We start from the raw sequence: 19,424 nt of genomic DNA on the forward strand, positions 1-19,424 counted from the left end.
TTCGGCGGGATGTCGGCGCGGTCGGCATCCCGCGCCTGGCCGACGGGCCTGGCCACCGCCGCCGGATCGTGATGCGGACGCGCGTCTGACCCTACCGACGACCCGCGCCGCTGATCTTCAGCGGGCCGGCGGACGCCTTGCAGCCGCATCCGCCCTCACCGGCGGTCTTCGGCGCGCAGGCACAGGAGCGGCGACGCCCGCCATACCACCAGGTGCCAGCGGCGAGCACGGCCAGGACGACGGCGAGGGCGGGCAGCCGGCCCACCACCGCCCCGGCCCCGGCGCCGGCGCCGACAACCCCTGCGGTGATCAGGACGGGCAGCGCGCAGCACGCCACACAGGCCAGCGCGGCAAGTCCCCCGAGCGCCTTCGGGGCCCGCTCAGGGCGTCGGTCAGCAGCAGGGCCCGGCATGGCGGTTCCCCTCGGCGAGGTCGGTGAAGGGGATCGGGCAGCACGTCCTGGACGCGCAGACGGTCAGGTCGTCGCAGCCCGCCTCCGCGGCGGCGGCCAGGACGGTGCGGATGGTGGTGAGGTCGGCGATCTTCGCGTCGACCTCGGCGAGCTTGGCCGCCGCCCGGTCCTGGAGGCCCGCGACAGGGCGGCCGTGACGGAGGCGGCCGGCCTCCAGCAGCTCGGCGACCTCCTCCAGCGTGAAGCCGAGCCGCTGGGCGGCCTTGATCACCCGCAGCGCGGTCACCGCGTCCTCGCCGTACAGGTGGTGACCGCCGTTGCTGCGTTCCGGCTCCGCCAGCAGGCCGCGCCGCTCGTAGTAGCGCAGCGTCTGGATGTTCACCCCAGCCGCCTCGGCGACCTGCCCGCTGCGCAGATCCGTGCTCACCGCTGCTCCCCGGCGGCAGCAGTCCGGACGGCGAGGGCGTCCAGGACCGGCTCGTGCGCCTGGTCCACGGAGATGTCCAGCCGGAACAGGTCCTGGCCGGGCATGGTGGTGAAGGTGAAGAACGAGCAGCAGCCGCTCTCTCGCTCCACCAGGTCACGGACCCGGTCCGCCACGTCCTCTCCGCCTGCCAGGGCAAGGCGCAGGTGGAGCGGCTGCGGCCTCGACAGCGAGGTCAGCCGCTCGGCGAACAACGCATCCCGTTCGGCGCCCCGCAGGGGCCGCTCCTCGGTGGGCAGGGTGCAGGACTGCGGCACCCACGCAAGATCACTCATCGCGCTCCCTCCCGTCAGCACGTCCCGGTGGTGGGGACACCTCCGACGGTAGACCTGTACCCGGGTACCGGTTGCAGGCCCGGCCGCCGGCGGATCAGCGGCGGGCGTCCCCCGGGGCGAGCAGGCTGGTCAACCCGGCGATGGCCTCCGGACCGGCCTTGCTCGCCCTGGCCAAGGCCCTGGTGGTGCAGGCCGGTGGGCTCGGCGCGGTCACCCGGACCGTGGAGGAGCTGGGCGGGTCGCGGGGCAGTACGAGCAGATCGAGAAGGTCTCCGCCCACCACGGCAACTTCTGGGAGCTCGTCGAGGGGGGCGAATCCCGACGAGGTGCCGCTGCTGCGTTGACCATGTCAACAGGCAAACACCTGTTGCGTGCACCGATCTCCGTGTACTGTAACGACCGCGTCGCCCTCTGTCCTGAGACGATGGGCCGCGCGCCAGGGTGCAGAGGGGAGCGCGTTCACCCGGGGGAGGGTGGGGGCGCGTGCAGAGAGCAGAGGAGCGGCAGTGACCCACGAGCTCGCCGACGGCGGATTCCGCATGGGGCGCGGCATGGGCAGGGGAGACATGGGGGAGGTCCACCGGGCCGAGGACCTGCGGACTCCCGCAGAAGTCTCCGAGCGCGCGGTCGCCGTCAAGACGATCCTCCGCCGCCGTACCGGGGCCCGCGTCGACACCGGCAGCGACTCGAAGGCCCCGGTCCCCGCCTGCGAGCAGCCGGCCCCGGTCACCCCGCTCCCGGGCCACGGCCTCCGGCACGAAGGAGCCGGGCAGTGACGGGTCCGCCGCCGGTCGGCGGGGCCGGGCAGCCGGTGTCGGGGACGCGGGCCGAGGCAGTCGCACGCGAGAGGGAGCGGCTGAGGGCGCTCAGGGAGCGGCGGGACGCTCAGAGCGCGGACGACGGAGTCGACGGGTTCACCGTACGCAGATGGCGCAAGGCCGGGGTGTTCGGAGCCCAGGCGGTACTGCAGGCCCGCGCTCTGCTCCGACAACTCGCGTCCCGCGCACAGGACGCGGCCCACGACGCCCTGGCCGACGCCCTGCGTGACGAACCGGACGAACGCCTGCTGCCTGCTGTGCGAACCGTCCTGGAACGGGCGGACGCAGCCACGGTCGCCGCAACGCTCAAGGCGGTCCACGCGGGCGGCTTCCTCTGGCTGTCCGAGGCCGGGGAGCAACTGCTCACCTCCCTGAGAGCGGGCGACGACACGCTCGCCGTCGGCGCGAGCGAGGACCCATCCGGGGCCTTCGCCCTCCTCACGGCGTTCGCGACGGACGGCACGGCCGCCTTCCCGACTCGGATGCTGCCGCGTGTGCTCCCCTGGATACCGCTGAGCGTTCTCGACGACCTCATCGACGCCGGAGCGGTCGGCCCCGAGCACCAGCCCTGGCAGTACCGGGCCGGGGATGCGGAGCACGCGTACCTCAAAGCCCGGCTCGTTCCCGACCAGGTGACCGCCGAGCAGGCAACCGCACTGGAGTGGACGGCCCGGCAGCGACGGGAAGCGTTCCTCGCCGGTGAGGAGCCGCTGTCCACGGCCGGCGACGTCTACGACCTCTTGGAGCGAGTCGCCGACGGCGACGCATCGGTGGTGAAGGATCTCGAGAGGGAGCTGCCCCGCGAGCTGGTGCTCCGGCTGCGCCGGCTTCTGGACGGGGCCGCCGTCGGCAACTGGGACCGGGACATCTGGGAGGACCGGGGTCTGTGGCGGCTCATCTTCTCCCTGTGGGAGCCCAAGGCCGCCGTCACTCCGTCGCGGTCACCACTCCACGCGCTCATGGCCCTGCGTCAGGCCTACGACCTGCTGTGCCTGAACGACGTCGCCCGTGCGTCGTCCCAGATCGACAGGCTGGTGTCGTTCGAGACCGCTGACCCGGCCTACCGGGCCGAGGTCCTCAACTTCCATGCGTACACACTGCTGCTGCGGGAGGAACTGGACGCGGCAGCGGTCGTCCTGAAGTCGATCAGTGGATCGCGCGGGCCGGCCGATTCCAACCTCCGCATGATCGAGCAGCGTCGGACGGTTCCCCGTAACGACAGAGCGGCAGCGTCCAACCCCTACCTGGACCTCGGGCTGCCGCACGGCACACCGAGCTGGGAGACCCGGTACCGGGATCTCCGCCGGGAGCATGTGCACGACGTGGACATGAGCGCGCGGCTCAACAGCGCGATGAAACGCATCAGAGACGCCGAGCGCGACGAGGACTGGTCAGGTTTCTTCGCGCTACCGCTCGATCTGGACGCGTTCGAGCTTCCGGACGCGGTGCCGGTCACGCTGGTCCCGCCCCTGGCCCCGCTGCCCAGGCGAACGACCCCTCACCCTTCCGAAGACCTCGGGCTCGTTCGGGAGCGAGCCACGGCGGATCTGCTGCCCCACCTGCTCAACACCCCCCGACGCCCCGATCGCAACTCAAGGATGCACACCAAGTGAAGAAGGTGCCCCGCAGCCAGCGGAAGACCACAACGGCCACCAAGCGGGCTGCCCCCAAGGGCAACAACGGCCTCAAGCACCGTCGGGAGAAGCGGCGGGCAGCGGCCGATGTCCCCGGGGACTCCCCGCGCACGTACCGCCCCGAGGAACTGCTCAGCCCTCCCATGCTGCTCTCCCGATTCACCGAGCGGGCGACCGATCTCATGGCCGCTCTCCCGGCGGAGGCACGACCCACGCAGGCCGCTGTGACGGCTGCCTTGCGCCAGGCGGTGCTGGAGGCCTTCCGCTCCAGGGAGGAGTACGTGGCCCGGATGGTCGAGGTCGATCTGCTCGCCGGCGCGCCCAACCAGAGCGCCAGTTCCCTCCGGAAAGGCATCCGTGCCGCCTTGCTGGACCAGGGCGTGCGGTGCGCGGACTCACCCGACGGTGAAAGCGAGCTGTTCGTGGTGGTGGAAGGCGATGGCGAGACGTTCGAGGTGCTGCGCCCGGCCTATGTGGATCAGGCCACCGGCAAGTTGGTGCTTTCCGGGCAGCTGCGCCGCCTGCCCGGGGCGGACGGAGGGGTCCACTCCGCGGCGGAAGGCGAAGCGACGAGAGGGGAGGGCGTGTGACCGCCACCGGGATCGATTTCGGCACCACCAACTCCGTGGTGGCCCAGTGGCTGGGTGACGACGCCGACGTGCTGCTGCTGGACGCCCACCACATCGACGCCGACTGGCGCCATCCCGGCTTCGAGTACCTCTTCCCGTCGGTTGTGGGCATGAGCTCGCTGCGCCGCGGAGCGCTGTTCGGCTGGGAGGCCAAGCTCCGCTCGGAGGAGGCGGCCGAGGCCTGCAAGCGACTCCTCAAGAGCGACGAGTACGTCACGATCCAGGGCCGCAGGTTCGCGGCCACGACGGTGGCCGCAGGTGTCTTCCAGGCCATGCGGAAGGGCGCGGAACACAACCTCACCGCCATCGACCAGGCCGTGATCACCGTACCGGCCAACGCCACTGGTGCCGCGCGCTATCGCACCCGCGTCGCCGCGCAGTTCGCGGGCATCAACGTCCTCGCACTGCTCAACGAGCCGACGGCAGCCGCCATCTCGTACGTGCACGAGCTGCAGGAGGCCCGCACCATCCTGGTCTTCGACTGGGGTGGCGGCACCATCGACGTCACCGTCCTCGACTATCAGGACGGGTTCTTCGAGGAGCTCGCGTCGCGGGGTGTGACCGAGCTGGGTGGCCTGGAGATCGACCGCCGTCTGCGTGACCTCGTCCTCGAACGGGCCCCGGCCCGGTCGGCGTGGACGCCGGCGCAGGAGCGTCAGTTCGGGCTGGACGTGGAGCGCAGCAAGATCCGCCTGTCCTCCGAGGACTCCGTCACCGTGAGGACTCCGGACGGTGACACCGTCGAGGTGTGGCAGGAGGAGTTGGAGGACGCCATCACCGACCTCGTCGACCGCGCTCTCGCACCGGTCCAGCAGTGCCTCACCGACCTGCACATGGCGCCCCTGGACGTGGACGCGGTGCTGATGATCGGCGGCACGAGCCAGATCCCGAGCGTCCGGACGGCAGTCGCCGAAGTCATGCAGCAGCAGCCCGTCGAGGTCGACCTGTGCAATCCCATGACGGCGGTCGCCCGCGGCGCTTCCATCGCGGCAGCTGTGCTGTCGGGGGAGGTCGACGGTGTGATCCAGGTGGCCACGAGCCACGCCCTGGGCACAGTCGTCAAGGACGACGCCGGACACAAGAGGTTCAGCCAGATCATCCCGCGCAACTCACCGCTGCCGTGGAAGGAGCGCAAGAACTACACACCGCGCCTGGACAACGCCGGCAGTCTCACCGTCGAGATCTGGGAGGGTGACCCGGACCGGCCCCTGGATCACGCCGACAACGTCAAGCTGACGGATCTACGACTCACCTACCGGGACCCCCGGCCTCGTGCAGACTCCCGATTCCTGCTGGAGTACACCTACGACACGAACGGCCTCCTGCACGTCAAGGCAGTGCTTGAGCGCACAGGCGAGGAGGTGCTGAACGAGGAGATCAAGAGTTTCAGCTCCGGTGGTCCGACGCCGGCGGTACGCAAGGAGCTCGACGACCTGCTCGCGGGCAACGCGGTCACCGGTCTCCTGCCGGCACAGACACTGAGGCGAGCCACGGGCCCGGGCCCCGCGGTGCTCGTGGTGGACGGCTCCAACCTGGCGTGGATCGGCAGGTCGCCGCGGCAACCCGGTGTGTACGGCAACGAGGACCGGCCGTCCTACGCCCAGCTGCTGTCCGCGCGCGAGGCCCTGACATCGCGGTATCCCGATGCCGTGCTCCACGTGGTCGTCGACGCCACCTTCAGGCACAGGGTCGCGGAGGAAGAACGTGCGGCAGTCGACGCGGCGCTCGGCACGGGGGACCTCATCCAGCCTCCGGCCGGGACCGAGGGCAAGGGCGACGCACTTGTCACAGCGATCGCGGAGGACGCGCACGGAACCGTCGTCACCAACGACAACTACGTGGAGCTGCAGGGCAGGTATTCCTGGCTGAGGAACAAGGACCGTGTTCTCGGGGCCACCTTGACCCAGGGCAGGTGGGTGTTCACACCCCGCACCTGCGTACCGCCCCGCCACCGGATCGCACGGGCGGAGGTACCTCAGCAGTCCCGGGCCCTGATTCCTCCGGGCCCCGGCCCGCTCCCCACGTTCCGGTACCACCGCCCTCATGAGGAGTAGCGGGGTGACTGACTCCGCAGCGAACGACAGGCCGGCGAGCCTCAGAACCGAGATGCTGGCCCTCCTGGTCGAACCGTTGGGTGTCGACGCCATGGCCGGGCAGGCCGCACTCCGGCGGCTCGCTGAGAACGTGGACACGGTGGCCCGGGCGTGCGGATGTGCCGGTCTGCCGCCGTCCGGGAGCACTCTTCCATGGGTCTCGGGGGCCGTGGCGGCGTGCGTCGAGGAACACGAACTGGTCCGTCTGGCCACGGCTCAGGGCGGGACTCTGACGCTGGGCGAGGCCGGAGCCCTCCGGGAGCTGACGCGGCTCGAAGGAATTCGGCCTCGTCTTCAGGCGCTTGCGGGTGTGCCGGTGGAGGCGCTTCGGGCGGACCTCGCGGCTGTGGCGGTCGCGGAACGGCTGCTGCCCGGAGTCCTTGAGCGGTGTCGTCGCGCGGACCAGGACTGGCCCGAGGAGATCTGGCCGTCGATCCGCGAGATCGACGTCGACAGCGCGCTGACCGACCTGAGCCGGCCCCGCGTGACCCGGCAGGCGGCTGCCGCGCGGGAGGTCGTCCTTCAGCACAGCGTCTCGGCAGCGCAGGATCTGCGGAACCGGGACCTGGTGACACGGCTTGAGAAGGTGCGGGACTTCATCGCGGCGGAGACGGCGTACGAGGCGTTCCTCTCGGAACGACCGAGGTGGTGGCGCTGGCTCGCGCCGGACGCGCGGTCCGGGTTCAGAGCCGACCGGCGTGACGCCCTGGCGTGGGCGATCGAGGCCCGCGACACGGGCGCCGTGTCGGGCAGTGCTCTCGGACTGCTCGCGGCGGACGACGCGCGGGCCGTGATCGAACACGCGTCGGCGACGACCTCCGTGACCACGACCGCTTCCCCCTCCCGGCCACCTGCCACGAGTTCGGCCGACCGACTCGCGACAGGGCTCCTGGCGGTCGCCTCCCGGCACGACCTCGATCAGCTGCGCGCTGTTGAGTCCTGGTACACCAAGAACGCCGCGTTGTTCGACCGCGTGGCAGCGGCCATGGACGTACGGAGTACCGAACCCGGACTCCGCAGGGCCCTCGATCCTCTGGTCGGCGAACTCGCTCTGCCGTCCGGGACGGTGGACACGAGCCGCACGGACTACCGCGGCATCCAGTCCGCTCTTCGGGCCGAAGTCGAGGCTCGCCTTCAGCGGACGCCGTACTCCGAGCACGCGACGGAGAGCGAGGACCTCGTCCGGATCATCGGCCGCATCGGAACGCTCGAACGCGAACTGCGCGATGCCATGAGGCCCCTGCCCGCGGTCAGAGGCAGACTGCTCGTGGCCATCGCCGGAAGGACCAAGTCCGGCAAGACCACGCTCCGCAAAGCCCTGACCCGCGACGCGGACCGAACCGGGATCGGGCGAGGGGCGCACCGCACCACGCGGAAAACCTCCGCGTTCGACGTCGGCTCCGTGACCTACCTGGACACGCCCGGCTTCGCCGCCAAGGACGACGACTTCGACGCGAGGCGGGCGCGGGCTGCGTGCGACAGCGCCGACGCGGTCGTCTGGAACTACGCCGACACCCTGCGTGACGAGGAGGCCGCGGAACTCCAGCGGCTTCTTCTCTCGGGGAAACCTCTGCTGGCTGTCGTGAATGTGAAGGGGCTTGTCAACACACCTGTCCGCCTCCAGCTGTTCGCCGATCTCCCGGAGAGAGAGTTCAAGTCAGCGCCGGGGCATGCCGTTCGGATCGCACAGGTCGCCATAGCGGTCGGAGCCGCCCCGCCAGACATCCTCGCGGTCCACTCCGGCGCCGCGCACGAGGCGTTGTCCACGGCGGACCGGGAGCTGGGGGACAGGGCTCTGCGAGCGAGCAGGTTGCCCGAGCTGGAGCAGTCCCTCGCGCGGCTCCTCGCCGAGCGCGCGATACCGCTTCGTGCCGTGCGACTGGCCGAGGGCGTACGGGCGCCGCTCGCCGCGATCCATGACCGGCTGGGCGAAGAACTTCCGGACATCGACCGCGCGCTGGACGACCTCGAACGCTCGGCACCGAGTGAACAGGCCGCGCTCCTCGACGCCTTCCGGATAGCGGCCCGCGGCGCTCATGACCGGCTCACAGCCGGACGTCAGCACGCCAAGGAGCAACTGCCGAAGTTGATCGGGGAGTTGGGCGGGGCGGATCACGCACGGAGGTGGAGCGATTTCGTCACCGGTCTGGGATGGGAGGGGCCTGTCTCGGCGCTCGAGAGCGAGCTCGAACGGGAGACGCGGAACCGGAGGCGGGTGCTGCGCGTGCAGTCGAGCCCCCCGGAGTGGCGAGACGACCAGCATCCGCGCGTACAGCCGCGTCCTGCCGTGAAGCCCGTCAGCGTGGGCACGGCGGCTGCCAAGGGTGCCGCGACCGCCCTCCTGAGCTCGCTCACCGCCAAGGGCATCCCAAAGAAGCTCTCGGTGCCGCCTCCCGCGGTGGCGGCGGTCTATGTGGCGGAAACCTTGACCGCAGCCTCGAAGGCGGTGAGCGGCGAGGTCGACCGCGTACGGCAGGCGAAGGACGAGTGGACCAGCGCGACAACGGAACTGGCCGAGGCCGGCCTCGATGAGCTTCATGACTTCGTCGAAGCGCGGTTGGCGCGGATCGTCGAGGACGCGACGGCTCGGATCGACGCCCAGTTCGCGGCGCAGGCCGCGGACATCAGCAGTGCCCGGGAACGCTTCGAGCAGCTTGGTCGGATGCGGACGGCCGTACGGTCCGCCCTCGACGCGATCGACCTCGTGCTGGTACGCCGGCTCCTCTCTCTTGCGGGCGGGGACCCTGCGGCCGTCCGTCGGGCACGCAGGACGCCGGGGGTCGAACTCCGCGTCTGGACCGACGCGTCGCGCACCGCGGAAGTACGGTCGTGCTTGCGGGAACACCTTGTGGATGTCCTCACCGACCAGCTGGAAGTCTGCTCGGATTCCAGAAGCGGAGAAGGAGATGGGACCGCACATGACTGACGGCGGGCCGGACACCCGTGTAGTGGCGCAGATCGCACGGGCGAAGGAGATCCTGAACGCTCACCCTCGCACCCGAGGCCTGACAGCGAGCCTGCCCCAGGCGGACACGAGCCCGCTGCGGATCGCCCTCCTGGGTCCGTACAGCGCCGGGAAGTCGATGCTCATCGCGGCACTGCGTCGGCTCCCGGCGGCCGACGTCGAAAAGCTCGTCGACGCGGCGCCCAGGACGCAGGTGGCGACGCCGTATCCGTGGAACGGCGTGACGCTGGTCGACCTGCCCGGAACGCTGTCCGGCGACGAGGAGCACTCCGCCGCGGCCCGGCGTGGGGTGCGCGGCGTGGACGCGCTGATGATCGTGACAACGAGCGAGCTGCCGGGCGAGGCGGAGACCAGGGCGATCCTGCGGGCGCTCGATGCCGACGGGTTCGCCGACCGCAGTGTCGTCGTCGTCAACAAGATGAGCGCCGAGAACAGTGACCGTGAGGTCATCCTCGACGAGATCCGCAAACGGCTCGGCCCCTTCGCCGATCGTGTCCCGGTCATCCCGACCGACGCGCGAGACTATGTCGACGCGGCCAACGAACCACAACTGACGCAAAAGCAGCGTGAGCTGCTCGTCGCGGAGAGCGGCATCGACGCCCTCGCCGCCGAATTGCGGAGAATCACGGCACCTGGTGTCGAGGGAGTCCGCCCCAAGGCGCAGGCGTACGAACTCATGCGGGTTCTGGAGGACGCCGAACAGCGGTGGGAACTGGATGGCGAGGACCTCGACGCAGCGCAGACCGCGAAGAAGGCCGAGGAGTCGATCTCCCGGGCGAAGGAGGCGGTGATCGACGCCCTGGAGAGGGAAAGCGAGATCGCCGCCTCCAGGATCAGAACGGCGGGAGGCAGAGCCGCCGACGGCGTCTCCGAGAAGAACGGCGTCGTCCCCGTGGACATCGCCACTGCCGTCACCGGGGAACTGATCGATGCCCGCACCGACTTCGACGTCAGGTTCTCTGCATCGGTGAGGGCGGCGTTCGCTGCGCTGGTCGCCGAGTACGGGGAGGGTGTTCCGGCGCCCGAGGCCTGGGTGAACGGCGCCGACGCCCCCGAGACGACACTCGCCGCGCCCACGGAGTCACCGTATGAACGGGCCATCAGGGAAGCCGCGGAGAAGGCCGCGAAGGTGGGCGCCAAGAGGCTGCACGAGTGGCTCAAGAAGGTCGCCAGCGAGCCGGGAGAAGCGGCAGCCAACGTCGCGAACTGGCTCAACAAGACCCGAGCGGGCCAGAAAGTGCTCAACGCCGGCGGGAAGATCACCAACGGCGTCGGCAAGTTCAAGCCGTGGGGCAAGATCAAGGCGGGCGAGAAGGTCGCCAGCACGGCCGGAAAGGTGCAGTGGGCGATTGCGGTCATGGGCCCGTTGACGGACGTGAAGAGCATCGTGCAGGACCAGAGCAAGCGGATGGCGATCAACAAGCGTCGCCAGGTGCTCCGGGATCACTTCGCCGAGGTGGCGCTCCGCCAACGGACCGATCTCACCGACGCCGGTGAGCGGCACCTCAGCGAGTGGATCACCGAGGTGGAACACTCACTGGCAGATCTCACGCACCCGGGTGCGGAAATCAGCGCCGCGCGTGAAGCGGCGTTGGAGGAGATCAAGAGCCTCCGCGACGAAGCCGAGAAGCTCGCCAGGCCGGCCACCGGCTGACCCTGAGTCCAGCCGGAGATGCGTCTCCACCGGCCGGTCCACGGCACTCGAGCGTCCTATGCGCGTCAGGAATCCCGAGGGCCCGGCACCGTGCTGCCGCTCCCGCCAGCCACCCCGTTACGAATGCGCAGGTGAAGGCAGGTCCGAGAGGCCCGATCCGGTGGATGCCGCCAACAGTCGAGCCTCACCGTCGCTACGCCGACCGCAGGTCAGGAGCCCTTGGCGGCAGGCTCCAGAATCGCAACACACTCCACGTGATGCGTCATCGGAAACACGTCACAGAGAGCGGTCAGCGAGAAACAGCAGGTCAGAGGGCGTGCCTTGGGTCTGCGAGCGGCTGTAGGCGCCCCAGAGCGTCAAACGAGCGTCACCCCAGGCGCGCGCTTGCCCACTGCCGGGTCCGGGCAGTCGTGCCGGGCCGGGCCGGCGATCAGCCGGAACGCGCCTCGGGTCCCAGTCCACGACACGGATGAGGACCGCGGGCACGGCGCCCTCAGCGGAGGATCTCTCCTCCCGGTCGCATGCAAGCCGTGCGCTTGCTCCGGGGCCCAGTCGTAGGGTTCGGTCGCCCACGGCGACGGAGTTCGCCACACTTCCGCCCGGGCTGGGAGAACTACTCGTCACCTGGTGACGGGTGCTCCTCTCCGGGCGACGACGCCTGAAACTCTCGGAAGCTCGGCGGCTTCGGACTCCTCCGGGCGGCGTTGAGGTGCTGTCGGCAGGGTGAGGACCATGGTGAGGCCGCCGCCGGGGGTGTCCTCGGCGTTGAGGGTGCCGCCGATGGCCTCCGCGAAGCCGCGGGCCACCGCGAGACCGAGGCCGACGCCGGCGCCGCGCGGTGAGTCGCCGTAGCGCTGGAACGGTTCGAAGATGCGGGACTTGGCCTCGTCCGGGACGCCGGGGCCGCGGTCCACGACGCGGACCTCGACCCGGTCGGCGATCGCGCTGGCCGAGACCAGGACCCGCTCCCCCGGCGGGCTGTACTTGACCGCGTTCTCGACGACGTTGGCGACCGAGCGTTCCAGCAGGCCGCGGTCGACGTCGACCATCGGGAGGGTCTCCGGGATGTCGAGGTCGACGCTGTCCTCCGGTACGCCGCCCAGCGTCATCGGGATCACCTCGTCCAGGTCGGTCTCGCGGATGATCGGCGTGACCGTGCCGGTCTGGAGGCGGGACATGTCCAGGAGGTTGCCAACGAGGTGGTCCAAGCGGTCGGCACCCTCCTCGATGGCCTCCAGGAGGTCGGCCTGGTCCTGCGGCGACCATTCGACGTCGTCCGAGCGGAGGGAGGTGACGGCGGCCTTGATGCCGGCGAGCGGGGTGCGCAGGTCGTGGCTGACGGCGGCGAGCAGGGCGGTGCGGATGCGGTTGCCGTCGGCCAGTTCCTTGGCCTCGTCGGCCTTCTGCTGAAGCCGCTGGCGGTCCAGGACGACGGCCGCCTGGGCGGCGAAGGCGGCCAGGACGCGGCGGTCTTCGGCCGGCAGGACACGGCCGGAGAGGGCGAGTGACATGTGGTCGCCGACCGGGACGTCGACGTCGGCTGCGTCGGGGGTGGTGCAGGGGCGCGGGCCGACGCTGCCGGCACAGGTCCAGGGCGCGATGTCGCTCTCACGTTCCAGCAGGGCCGCCGACTCCATGCCGAAGGTCTCGCGGACCCGGTCCAGAAGGGCCTCCAAAGTGGTCTCGCCGCGCAGGACGTTGCCGGCGAGGAAGGAGAGGATCTCCGACTCGGCCCGCAGCCGGGCCGCCTGGTGGGTGCGGCGGGCGGCCAGGTCCACCACGGACGCGACGGATACGGCGACACCGAAGAACACGGCGATGGCGACGATGTTCTTCGGGTCGGCGATCGTCCAGGTGTGGACCGGTGGCGTGAAGTACCAGTTCAGCAGGAGGGACCCGGCCACCGCCGAGGCCAGGGCGGGGAAGAGGCCGCCGAGCAGGGCCGCTGCGACCGTCATGGTCAAGAACAGCAGCATGTCGTTGGCGAGCCCCATGTCGAGGACGAGGCTGCTCAGGAGCCAGGTCAGCAGCAGCGGGCCGCCGAGGCCGGTCAGCCAGCCCCAGACGAGCCTGGCCCGGCCGAGCCCCGCGCCCCTGCCGGGGACGGGCAGACCGCGGCCCTTGCCCACCTCGTCGTGGGTGATGAGGTGGACGTCCAGGTCAGGGCCGGATTCCCGGGCCACCGTCGCGCCGACGCCGGGCCCGAAGACGTACTGCCAGCCCCTGCGGCGGGAGACACCGAGGACGATCTGGGTGGCGTTGACACCACGGGCGAAGTCCAGCAGAGCGTTCGGTATGTCGTCGCCGACGACATGGTGGAAGGTGCCGCCCAGGTCCTCCACCAGTGTGCGCTGGACGGCCAGTTCCTTCGGGGAGGCCGAGGTCAGACCGTCGCTGCGGGAGATGTAGAGCGCCAGTACCTCACCACCTGCTCCCTTATCGGCGAGCCGGGCGGCGCGCCGGATGAGGGTGCGCCCCTCCGGGCCTCCGGTGAGCCCGACCACGATCCGTTCGCGCGAGCCCCAGATCGTGGAGACGCGGTGCTCGGCGCGGTACTCGGTCAGGTACGCGTCGACCCGGTCGGCCACCCACAGCAGCGCCAACTCTCGCAGGGCGGTCAGGTTGCCGGGGCGGAAGTAGTTGGACAGCGCCGCGTCGACCTTGTCCGGCTTGTAGATGTTGCCGTGCGCCATCCGGCGGCGCAGCGCCTCCGGGGACATGTCGACCAGCTCGATCTGGTCGGCCCGCCGCACGACCTCGTCCGGCACGGTTTCGCGCTGCCGTACGCCCGTGATCGACTCCACGACGTCACCCAGCGACTCGAGGTGCTGGATGTTGACGGTCGAGATCACGTCGATCCCGGCGGCGAGCAGCTCCTCCACGTCCTGCCAGCGCTTGGCGTTGCGCGAGCCGGGGACGTTGGTGTGGGCGAGTTCGTCGACCAGGGCGACCTGGGGGCTGCGGACAAGGACGGCGTCGACGTCCATCTCGGTGAAGGTGCTGTCCCGGTACTCGACCTCCTTGCGCGGCACCTGTTCCAGGCCGTGCAGCATCACCTCGGTGCGCGGCCGCCTGTGGTGCTCGACGAAGGCCACGACGCAGTCGGTGCCCCGCTCCACCCGGCGGTGTGCCTCGGAGAGCATGGCGTAGGTCTTGCCGACGCCGGGCGCCGCGCCGAGGTAGATCCGGAGCTTGCCGCGTGCCATGTTCATCCTTCGTAGCGGTAGCCCATGCCGGGCTCGGTGATGAGATAGCGGGGGTGGGAGGGGTCTGATTCCAGTTTGCGTCGCAGCTGGGCCATGTAGACGCGCAGGTAGTTGGTCTTGTTGCTCTGGGAGACCCCCCACACCTCCTGGAGCAGCTGCTTCTGGGTGATCAGACGGCCGGGATTGGCGACCAGGATCTCCAGCAGGTGCCATTCGGTCGGGGTCAGGCGTACGTCGCGCCCGTCCCGTACGGCCTTCTTCGCGAGGAGGTCGAGGGTGAAGTCCTCCGTCTCCACCAGCGTCGTCTCGGGGACCAGCGGGGTGTCCTCGGTGCGGCGGACAGCGGCGCGCAGCCGGGCGAGCAGCTCGTCCATGCTGAACGGCTTGGTGACGTAGTCGTCGGCGCCGGCGTCGAGGGCCGCGACCTTCTCGTCGGACGCCTGGCGGGCGGAGAGGACCAGGATGGGGACACGGGTCCAGCCGCGCAGGGCCTTGATGACGTCGACGCCGTCCATGTCGGGCAGACCGAGGTCGAGCATCACCACGTCCGGCTGGCGGGCGGCGGCCAGGCGGAGCGCGGTGGCTCCGTCGGGGGCGGCGTCCACGCCGTAGTGACGTGCCTGCAGGTTGATCACGAGGGCCCGTACGAGCTGCGGGTCGTCCTCCACCACGAGCACCCTGGTCATGGGTGTGTGCCTCTCCTGTCATGCCTGCGGGAGTCGGCACCCCGAGGTGCCGACTCCCGTCGCGGATCGCGTAAGGCGGTCACTTCTTCGCCACAAGGTCCTTGAGCGCGATGTTCAGCTCCAGGACGTTCACCCGGGGCTCGCCCATGAAACCCAGGGTCCGGCCCTCGGTGTGGTCCTTGACCAACCTCTCCACCGCGGAGACGGACAGGCCGTTCTTCGCGGCGACCCGGTGGACCTGGAGGTCCGCGTAGGCCGGGGAGATGTCCGGGTCCAGACCAGAGCCGGAGGAGGTGACCGCGTCGGCGGGCACGTCCGAGGGCTTGACGGCGTAGCCGGGCACCGAGTTGTCCTTGACGACCGCGGCCCTGGCGTCCCCGACCTGCTTGATCAGCACTTTGCTGTCGGCTGACAGGTTGGTGGCACCGGACAGGATCAGCTTGTACTGCGTGTTGACGCTGTTGGCGCCGAGCCCGTTCGACGGCCGACCCTGGAACCACTTCAGGTCCGGGTCAGGCGTCTCCTGCCCCTTCTTCAGCGGGAGGTTGTACGACTGCCCGATCAGGGACGAGCCGACGACCTTGCCGTCCGCCTTGATTTCGGAGCCGTTCGCCTTGTCGTGGAACAGTCCCTGGGCGATGCCGGTGACGACCAGCGGGTAGATGACGCCCGTCACCAGGGTCAGGACGAGGAGGGCGCGCAGGCCCGCCCCGAGCAACCGGACGGTGTTGGTTACGGAGTTGTTCATGGCGGTCAGCCGATCCCGGGGATGAGGGAGATGAGCAGGTCGATGAGCTTGATGCCGATGAAGGGTGCGACCAGGCCGCCGATGCCGTAGATCCCGAGGTTGCGCCGCAGCATCTTGTCGGCGCTCATCGGCCGGTAGCGCACGCCCTTCAGGGAGAGGGGCACCAGCGCGATGATGATCAGTGCGTTGAAGACGACCGCGGACAGGATCGCGGAGTCGGGCGAGGACAGATGCATGATGTTCAGCTTGTCCAGGCCCGGGTAGACCGCCGCGAACAGCGCCGGGATGATCGCGAAGTACTTCGCGACGTCGTTGGCGATGGAGAACGTCGTCAATGCACCTCGAGTGATGAGGAGTTGCTTGCCGATCTCGACGATCTCGATGAGCTTGGTCGGGTTGGAGTCGAGGTCGACCATGTTGCCGGCCTCCTTGGCGGCCGACGTACCGGTGTTCATCGCCACGCCGACATCCGCCTGCGCGAGCGCGGGCGCGTCGTTGGTGCCGTCACCGGTCATCGCGACCAGCTTGCCGCCGGCCTGCTCCCGCTTGATCAGGGCCATCTTGTCCTCGGGAGTGGCCTCCGCGAGGAAGTCGTCGACGCCCGCCTCCTCGGCGATCGCCTTGGCGGTCAGCGGGTTGTCACCCGTGATCATGACCGTCTTGATGCCCATGCGGCGCAGTTCCACGAACCGCTCCCGCATGCCCTCCTTGACGACGTCCTTCAGGTAGATGACGCCCAGGACGCGGGCGCCCTTGTCGTCGTTCACGGCGACCAGCAGCGGGGTGCCGCCGGCCTCGGAGATGCGGTTGGCTGTCGCGTCCGCGTCCTTGGCGACAGTGCCGCCCTGCTCCTCGACCCAGGCGATGATCGAGGCCGTGGCACCCTTGCGAATCTTCCGGCCGTCGACGTCCACGCCCGACATACGGGTCTGGGCGGTGAACTCGATCCACTCCGCGCCGACGAGCTCGCCCTGGTGGCGCTCGCGCAGCCCGTACTTCTCCTTGGCGAGGACGACGATGGAGCGGCCCTCGGGGGTCTCGTCGGCCAGCGAGGACAGCTGGGCCGCGTCAGCGACCTCCGCCTCGGTGGTGCCCTTCACCGGCACGAACTCGGCGGCCTGGCGGTTGCCGAGGGTGATGGTGCCCGTCTTGTCCAGCAGCAGAGTCGACACGTCACCGGCGGCCTCGACAGCACGACCGGACATGGCCAGCACATTGCGCTGGACCAGGCGGTCCATTCCCGCGATGCCGATCGCGGACAGCAGGGCGCCGATCGTGGTCGGAATCAGGCAGACCAGCAGGGCGACGAGGACCACCATCGTCAGGTGGGTGCCCGCGAAGTTCGCGAACGGCGGCAGGGTGGCCACCGCCAGCAGAAACACGATGGTCAGCGACGCCAGCAGGATGTTCAGCGCGATCTCGTTCGGCGTCTTCTGCCGGGCCGCGCCCTCGACCAGGTTGATCATCCGGTCGATGAAGGTCTCACCGGGCTTCGTCGTGATCTTGATGACGATCCGGTCGGACAGGACCTTCGTACCGCCCGTGACGGCACAACGGTCACCGCCGGACTCACGGATCACCGGGGCGGACTCACCCGTGATCGCCGACTCGTCCACCGACGCGACACCCTCGACGACGTCACCGTCACCGGGGATCACGTCACCGGCCTCGCAGACGACCAGGTCACCGATCTTCAGCTCGGTGCCCGCAACCTGCTCCTCGGACGTGCCGTCCGCGAGCAGCCGGCGCGCGACCGTGTCGGTCTTGGCCTTGCGCAGGGTGTCCGCCTGCGCCTTGCCACGGCCCTCGGCGACCGCCTCCGCCAGGTTGGCGAAGACCACGGTCAACCACAGCCAGGCGCTGATGGTCCAGCCGAACCAATCGGTCGGGTCCTTGAGGGAGAACACCGTGGTCAGCACCGAGCCGACCCACACCACGAACATCACCGGCGACTTGACCATCACCCGGGGGTCCAGCTTGCTGAAGGCGTCCGGCAGCGACTTGACCAGCGCCTTGGGGTCGAACAGACCCGCCCCGACACGGCTCTCGGCCGACTTGTGCCCGGTGGGGACGTCGCTGTGCGGCGCCCGGGTGGGTGTGGCTGTGGACATGGAGTCCTCTGGGTTCTCTGTCTTCTCTGTACGGGTGGTCATCACGCCAGTCCTTCCGCGAGCGGGCCCAGGGCGAGGGCCGGGAAGTAGGTGAGACCGGTGATGATCAGGATTGCGCCGACCAGCAGGCCGGTGAACAGCGGCTTCTCGGTGCGCAGCGTGCCCGCGGTCACCGGCACCGGTGTCTGTTCGGCGAGCGAGCCGGCCAGCGCCAGGACGAACACCATCGGCAGGAAGCGGCCGAGCAGCATCGCGAGCCCGGTCATGGTGTTGAACCAGTCCGTGTTCGCGTTCAGACCGGCGAAGGCCGAACCGTTGTTGTTCGACGCCGAGGTGAAGGCGTACAGCACCTCGGAGAAGCCGTGCGCACCGGAGTTGAGCATCGAGTGCGGGGGCGTCGGCAGCGCCATGGAGGCCGCCGTGAAGACCAGCACGAGCGCCGGCGTGATCAGGATGTAGGCGGCGGCCAGCTTCATCTCGCGGCCGCCGATCTTCTTGCCCAGGTACTCGGGCGTACGGCCCACCATCAGACCGGCGATGAACACCGCGATCACGGCCATGATCAGCATGCCGTAGAGGCCGGATCCGGTGCCGCCGGGCGCGATCTCGCCCAGCATCATGCCGAGCATGGCAACACCGCCGCCGAGACCGGTGAATGAGGAGTGGAAGGAGTCCACCGCACCGGTCGAGGTCAGCGTCGTCGAGGTCGCGAAGATCGACGACGAGCCGACGCCGAAGCGCGTCTCCTTGCCCTCCATCGCACCGCCCGCCGCCTGGAGCGCGGCGCCGTGGTGGGCGAACTCGGTCCACATCATCAGCACAGTGAAGCCCAGCCAGATGGTGACCATCGTGGCGAGGATCGCGTACCCCTGCTTCACGTTGCCGACCATCACGCCGAACGTGCGGGTCAGCGAGAAGGGGATCACCAGGATCAGGAAGATCTCGAACAGGTTCGTGAAGGGGGTCGGGTTCTCGAAGGGGTGGGCCGAGTTGGCGTTGAAGTAACCACCGCCGTTCGTACCGAACTCCTTGATGGCCTCCTGCGAGGCCACCGCACCGCCGTTCCACTGCTGCGAGCCGCCCATGAACTGACCGACCTCGTGGATGCCGGAGAAGTTCTGGATCGCACCGCACGCCACCAGCACGATCGCCGCGATCGCGGCGCCCGGCACCAGGATGCGCAGCGTGCCCCGGACCAGGTCGCTCCAGAAGTTGCCCAGCTCACCGGTGCGCGAGCGCGCGAAGCCACGCACCAGCGCCACGGCGACGGCGATACCGACCGCGGCGGAGACGAAGTTCTGCACGGCGAGACCGGCGGTCTGCACGACGTGCCCCATGGTCTGCTCGCCGTAGTACGACTGCCAGTTCGTGTTCGTCACGAACGAGACGGCCGTGTTGAACGACTGCGCCGGGTTGACCGAGGAGAAGCCCATCGAGCCCGGCAGGACACCCTGCAGCCGCTGCAGCAGGTAGAGGAAGAGGACGCCGGCCGCGGAGAAGGCCAGGACACCGCGCAGATACGCGGGCCAGGTCATCTCGGCGTCAGGGTTGGCACCGATGGCCTTGTAGATCCACTTCTCTACCCGCAGGTGCTTCTTCGAGGAGTAGACCTTGGCCATGTAGTTGCCAAGGGGGATGTAGGCGAGCGCCAGTGCGCCTATGAGGGCGAGCAGCTGGAGGAAGCCTGCAAGTTCTGGACTCATGTCTGT

General features: G+C 69.6%; 15 protein-coding genes. 6 read left to right on the forward strand and 9 right to left on the reverse strand.

Translation table 11 applies throughout. The features are described from left to right. Positions 1 to 91: 91 nt before the first annotated feature. The 4 genes from IE177_RS25885 to IE177_RS25900 all read right to left on the reverse strand — a co-directional run bounded on the left by IE177_RS25885 (position 92) and on the right by IE177_RS25900 (position 1,451). Complete coding sequence (locus IE177_RS25885; RefSeq protein WP_190017837.1) at positions 92 to 412, reverse strand: hypothetical protein; 321 nt, start codon at positions 410 to 412, stop codon at positions 92 to 94. Then, positions 393 to 839 carry a MerR family transcriptional regulator gene (locus IE177_RS25890; RefSeq protein WP_190017838.1) on the reverse strand — a complete coding sequence of 149 codons (447 nt, stop codon included), beginning with the start codon at positions 837 to 839 and terminating at the stop codon, positions 393 to 395. The genes IE177_RS25885 and IE177_RS25890 overlap by 20 nt, the downstream gene beginning before the upstream one ends. Beyond that, on the reverse strand, positions 836 to 1,171 hold the full coding sequence (locus IE177_RS25895) for a hypothetical protein (RefSeq protein WP_190017839.1): 336 nt from the start codon (positions 1,169 to 1,171) through the stop codon (positions 836 to 838). The genes IE177_RS25890 and IE177_RS25895 overlap by 4 nt, the downstream gene beginning before the upstream one ends. Positions 1,172 to 1,265: 94 nt before the next feature. Beyond that, the gene (locus IE177_RS25900) at positions 1,266 to 1,451 is read right to left on the reverse strand and encodes a hypothetical protein (protein WP_190017840.1); all 186 of its coding nucleotides are present in this window, start codon (positions 1,449 to 1,451) and stop codon (positions 1,266 to 1,268) included. A 226-nt stretch (positions 1,452 to 1,677) separates the two neighbouring features. Between IE177_RS25900 and IE177_RS25905 the strand changes: the two genes are divergently transcribed. From IE177_RS25905 to IE177_RS25930, 6 genes are read left to right on the forward strand one after another with little or no spacing between them, the layout of a single operon-like run. Next, positions 1,678 to 1,947 carry a hypothetical protein gene (locus IE177_RS25905; protein WP_190017841.1) on the forward strand — a complete coding sequence of 90 codons (270 nt, stop codon included), beginning with the start codon at positions 1,678 to 1,680 and terminating at the stop codon, positions 1,945 to 1,947. Then, a complete protein-coding gene (locus IE177_RS25910) occupies positions 1,944 to 3,602 on the forward strand; it encodes a hypothetical protein (RefSeq protein ID WP_190017842.1) in 1,659 nt (552 codons plus the stop codon). The genes IE177_RS25905 and IE177_RS25910 overlap by 4 nt, the downstream gene beginning before the upstream one ends. Beyond that, entirely contained in the window at positions 3,599 to 4,213 is a 615-nt protein-coding gene (locus IE177_RS25915) for a hypothetical protein (protein ID WP_190017843.1), read from the forward strand. The genes IE177_RS25910 and IE177_RS25915 overlap by 4 nt, the downstream gene beginning before the upstream one ends. Further along, positions 4,210 to 6,306 (forward strand): Hsp70 family protein, encoded by a 2,097-nt coding sequence (locus IE177_RS25920; protein ID WP_190017844.1) that lies wholly within the window; start codon positions 4,210 to 4,212, stop codon positions 6,304 to 6,306. The genes IE177_RS25915 and IE177_RS25920 overlap by 4 nt, the downstream gene beginning before the upstream one ends. A 4-nt stretch (positions 6,307 to 6,310) precedes the next feature. After that, on the forward strand, positions 6,311 to 9,271 hold the full coding sequence (locus IE177_RS25925; RefSeq protein ID WP_190017845.1) for a GTPase: 2,961 nt from the start codon (positions 6,311 to 6,313) through the stop codon (positions 9,269 to 9,271). Beyond that, a complete protein-coding gene (locus IE177_RS25930; RefSeq protein ID WP_190017846.1) occupies positions 9,264 to 10,964 on the forward strand; it encodes a GTPase in 1,701 nt (566 codons plus the stop codon). Before IE177_RS25925 ends, IE177_RS25930 begins: the two co-directional genes overlap by 8 nt. Positions 10,965 to 11,584: 620 nt before the next feature. Here the strand turns inward: IE177_RS25930 and IE177_RS25935 are convergent. The 5 genes from IE177_RS25935 to kdpA all read right to left on the reverse strand — a co-directional run bounded on the left by IE177_RS25935 (position 11,585) and on the right by kdpA (position 19,418). Next, on the reverse strand, positions 11,585 to 14,170 hold the full coding sequence (locus IE177_RS25935) for a sensor histidine kinase (RefSeq protein ID WP_190017847.1): 2,586 nt from the start codon (positions 14,168 to 14,170) through the stop codon (positions 11,585 to 11,587). A gap of 2 nt (positions 14,171 to 14,172) precedes the next feature. Further along, on the reverse strand, positions 14,173 to 14,856 hold the full coding sequence (locus IE177_RS25940; protein ID WP_190017848.1) for a response regulator: 684 nt from the start codon (positions 14,854 to 14,856) through the stop codon (positions 14,173 to 14,175). A 79-nt stretch (positions 14,857 to 14,935) separates the two neighbouring features. Continuing rightward, on the reverse strand, positions 14,936 to 15,604 hold the full coding sequence (locus tag IE177_RS25945) for a potassium-transporting ATPase subunit C (RefSeq protein WP_190017849.1): 669 nt from the start codon (positions 15,602 to 15,604) through the stop codon (positions 14,936 to 14,938). 5 nt (positions 15,605 to 15,609) lie between these two features. Then, positions 15,610 to 17,715, reverse strand: coding sequence for a potassium-transporting ATPase subunit KdpB (gene kdpB / locus IE177_RS25950; protein ID WP_373305180.1), 2,106 nt, complete (start codon positions 17,713 to 17,715; stop codon positions 15,610 to 15,612). Between the two features lie 41 nt (positions 17,716 to 17,756). Then, positions 17,757 to 19,418, reverse strand: a complete 1,662-nt coding sequence (kdpA, locus tag IE177_RS25955; protein ID WP_190017851.1) for a potassium-transporting ATPase subunit KdpA — start codon at positions 19,416 to 19,418, stop codon at positions 17,757 to 17,759. Positions 19,419 to 19,424 lie beyond the last annotated feature (6 nt).

Source organism: Streptomyces lucensis JCM 4490 (genome assembly GCF_014650035.1).
Lineage (GTDB): Bacteria > Actinomycetota > Actinomycetes > Streptomycetales > Streptomycetaceae > Streptomyces > Streptomyces lucensis.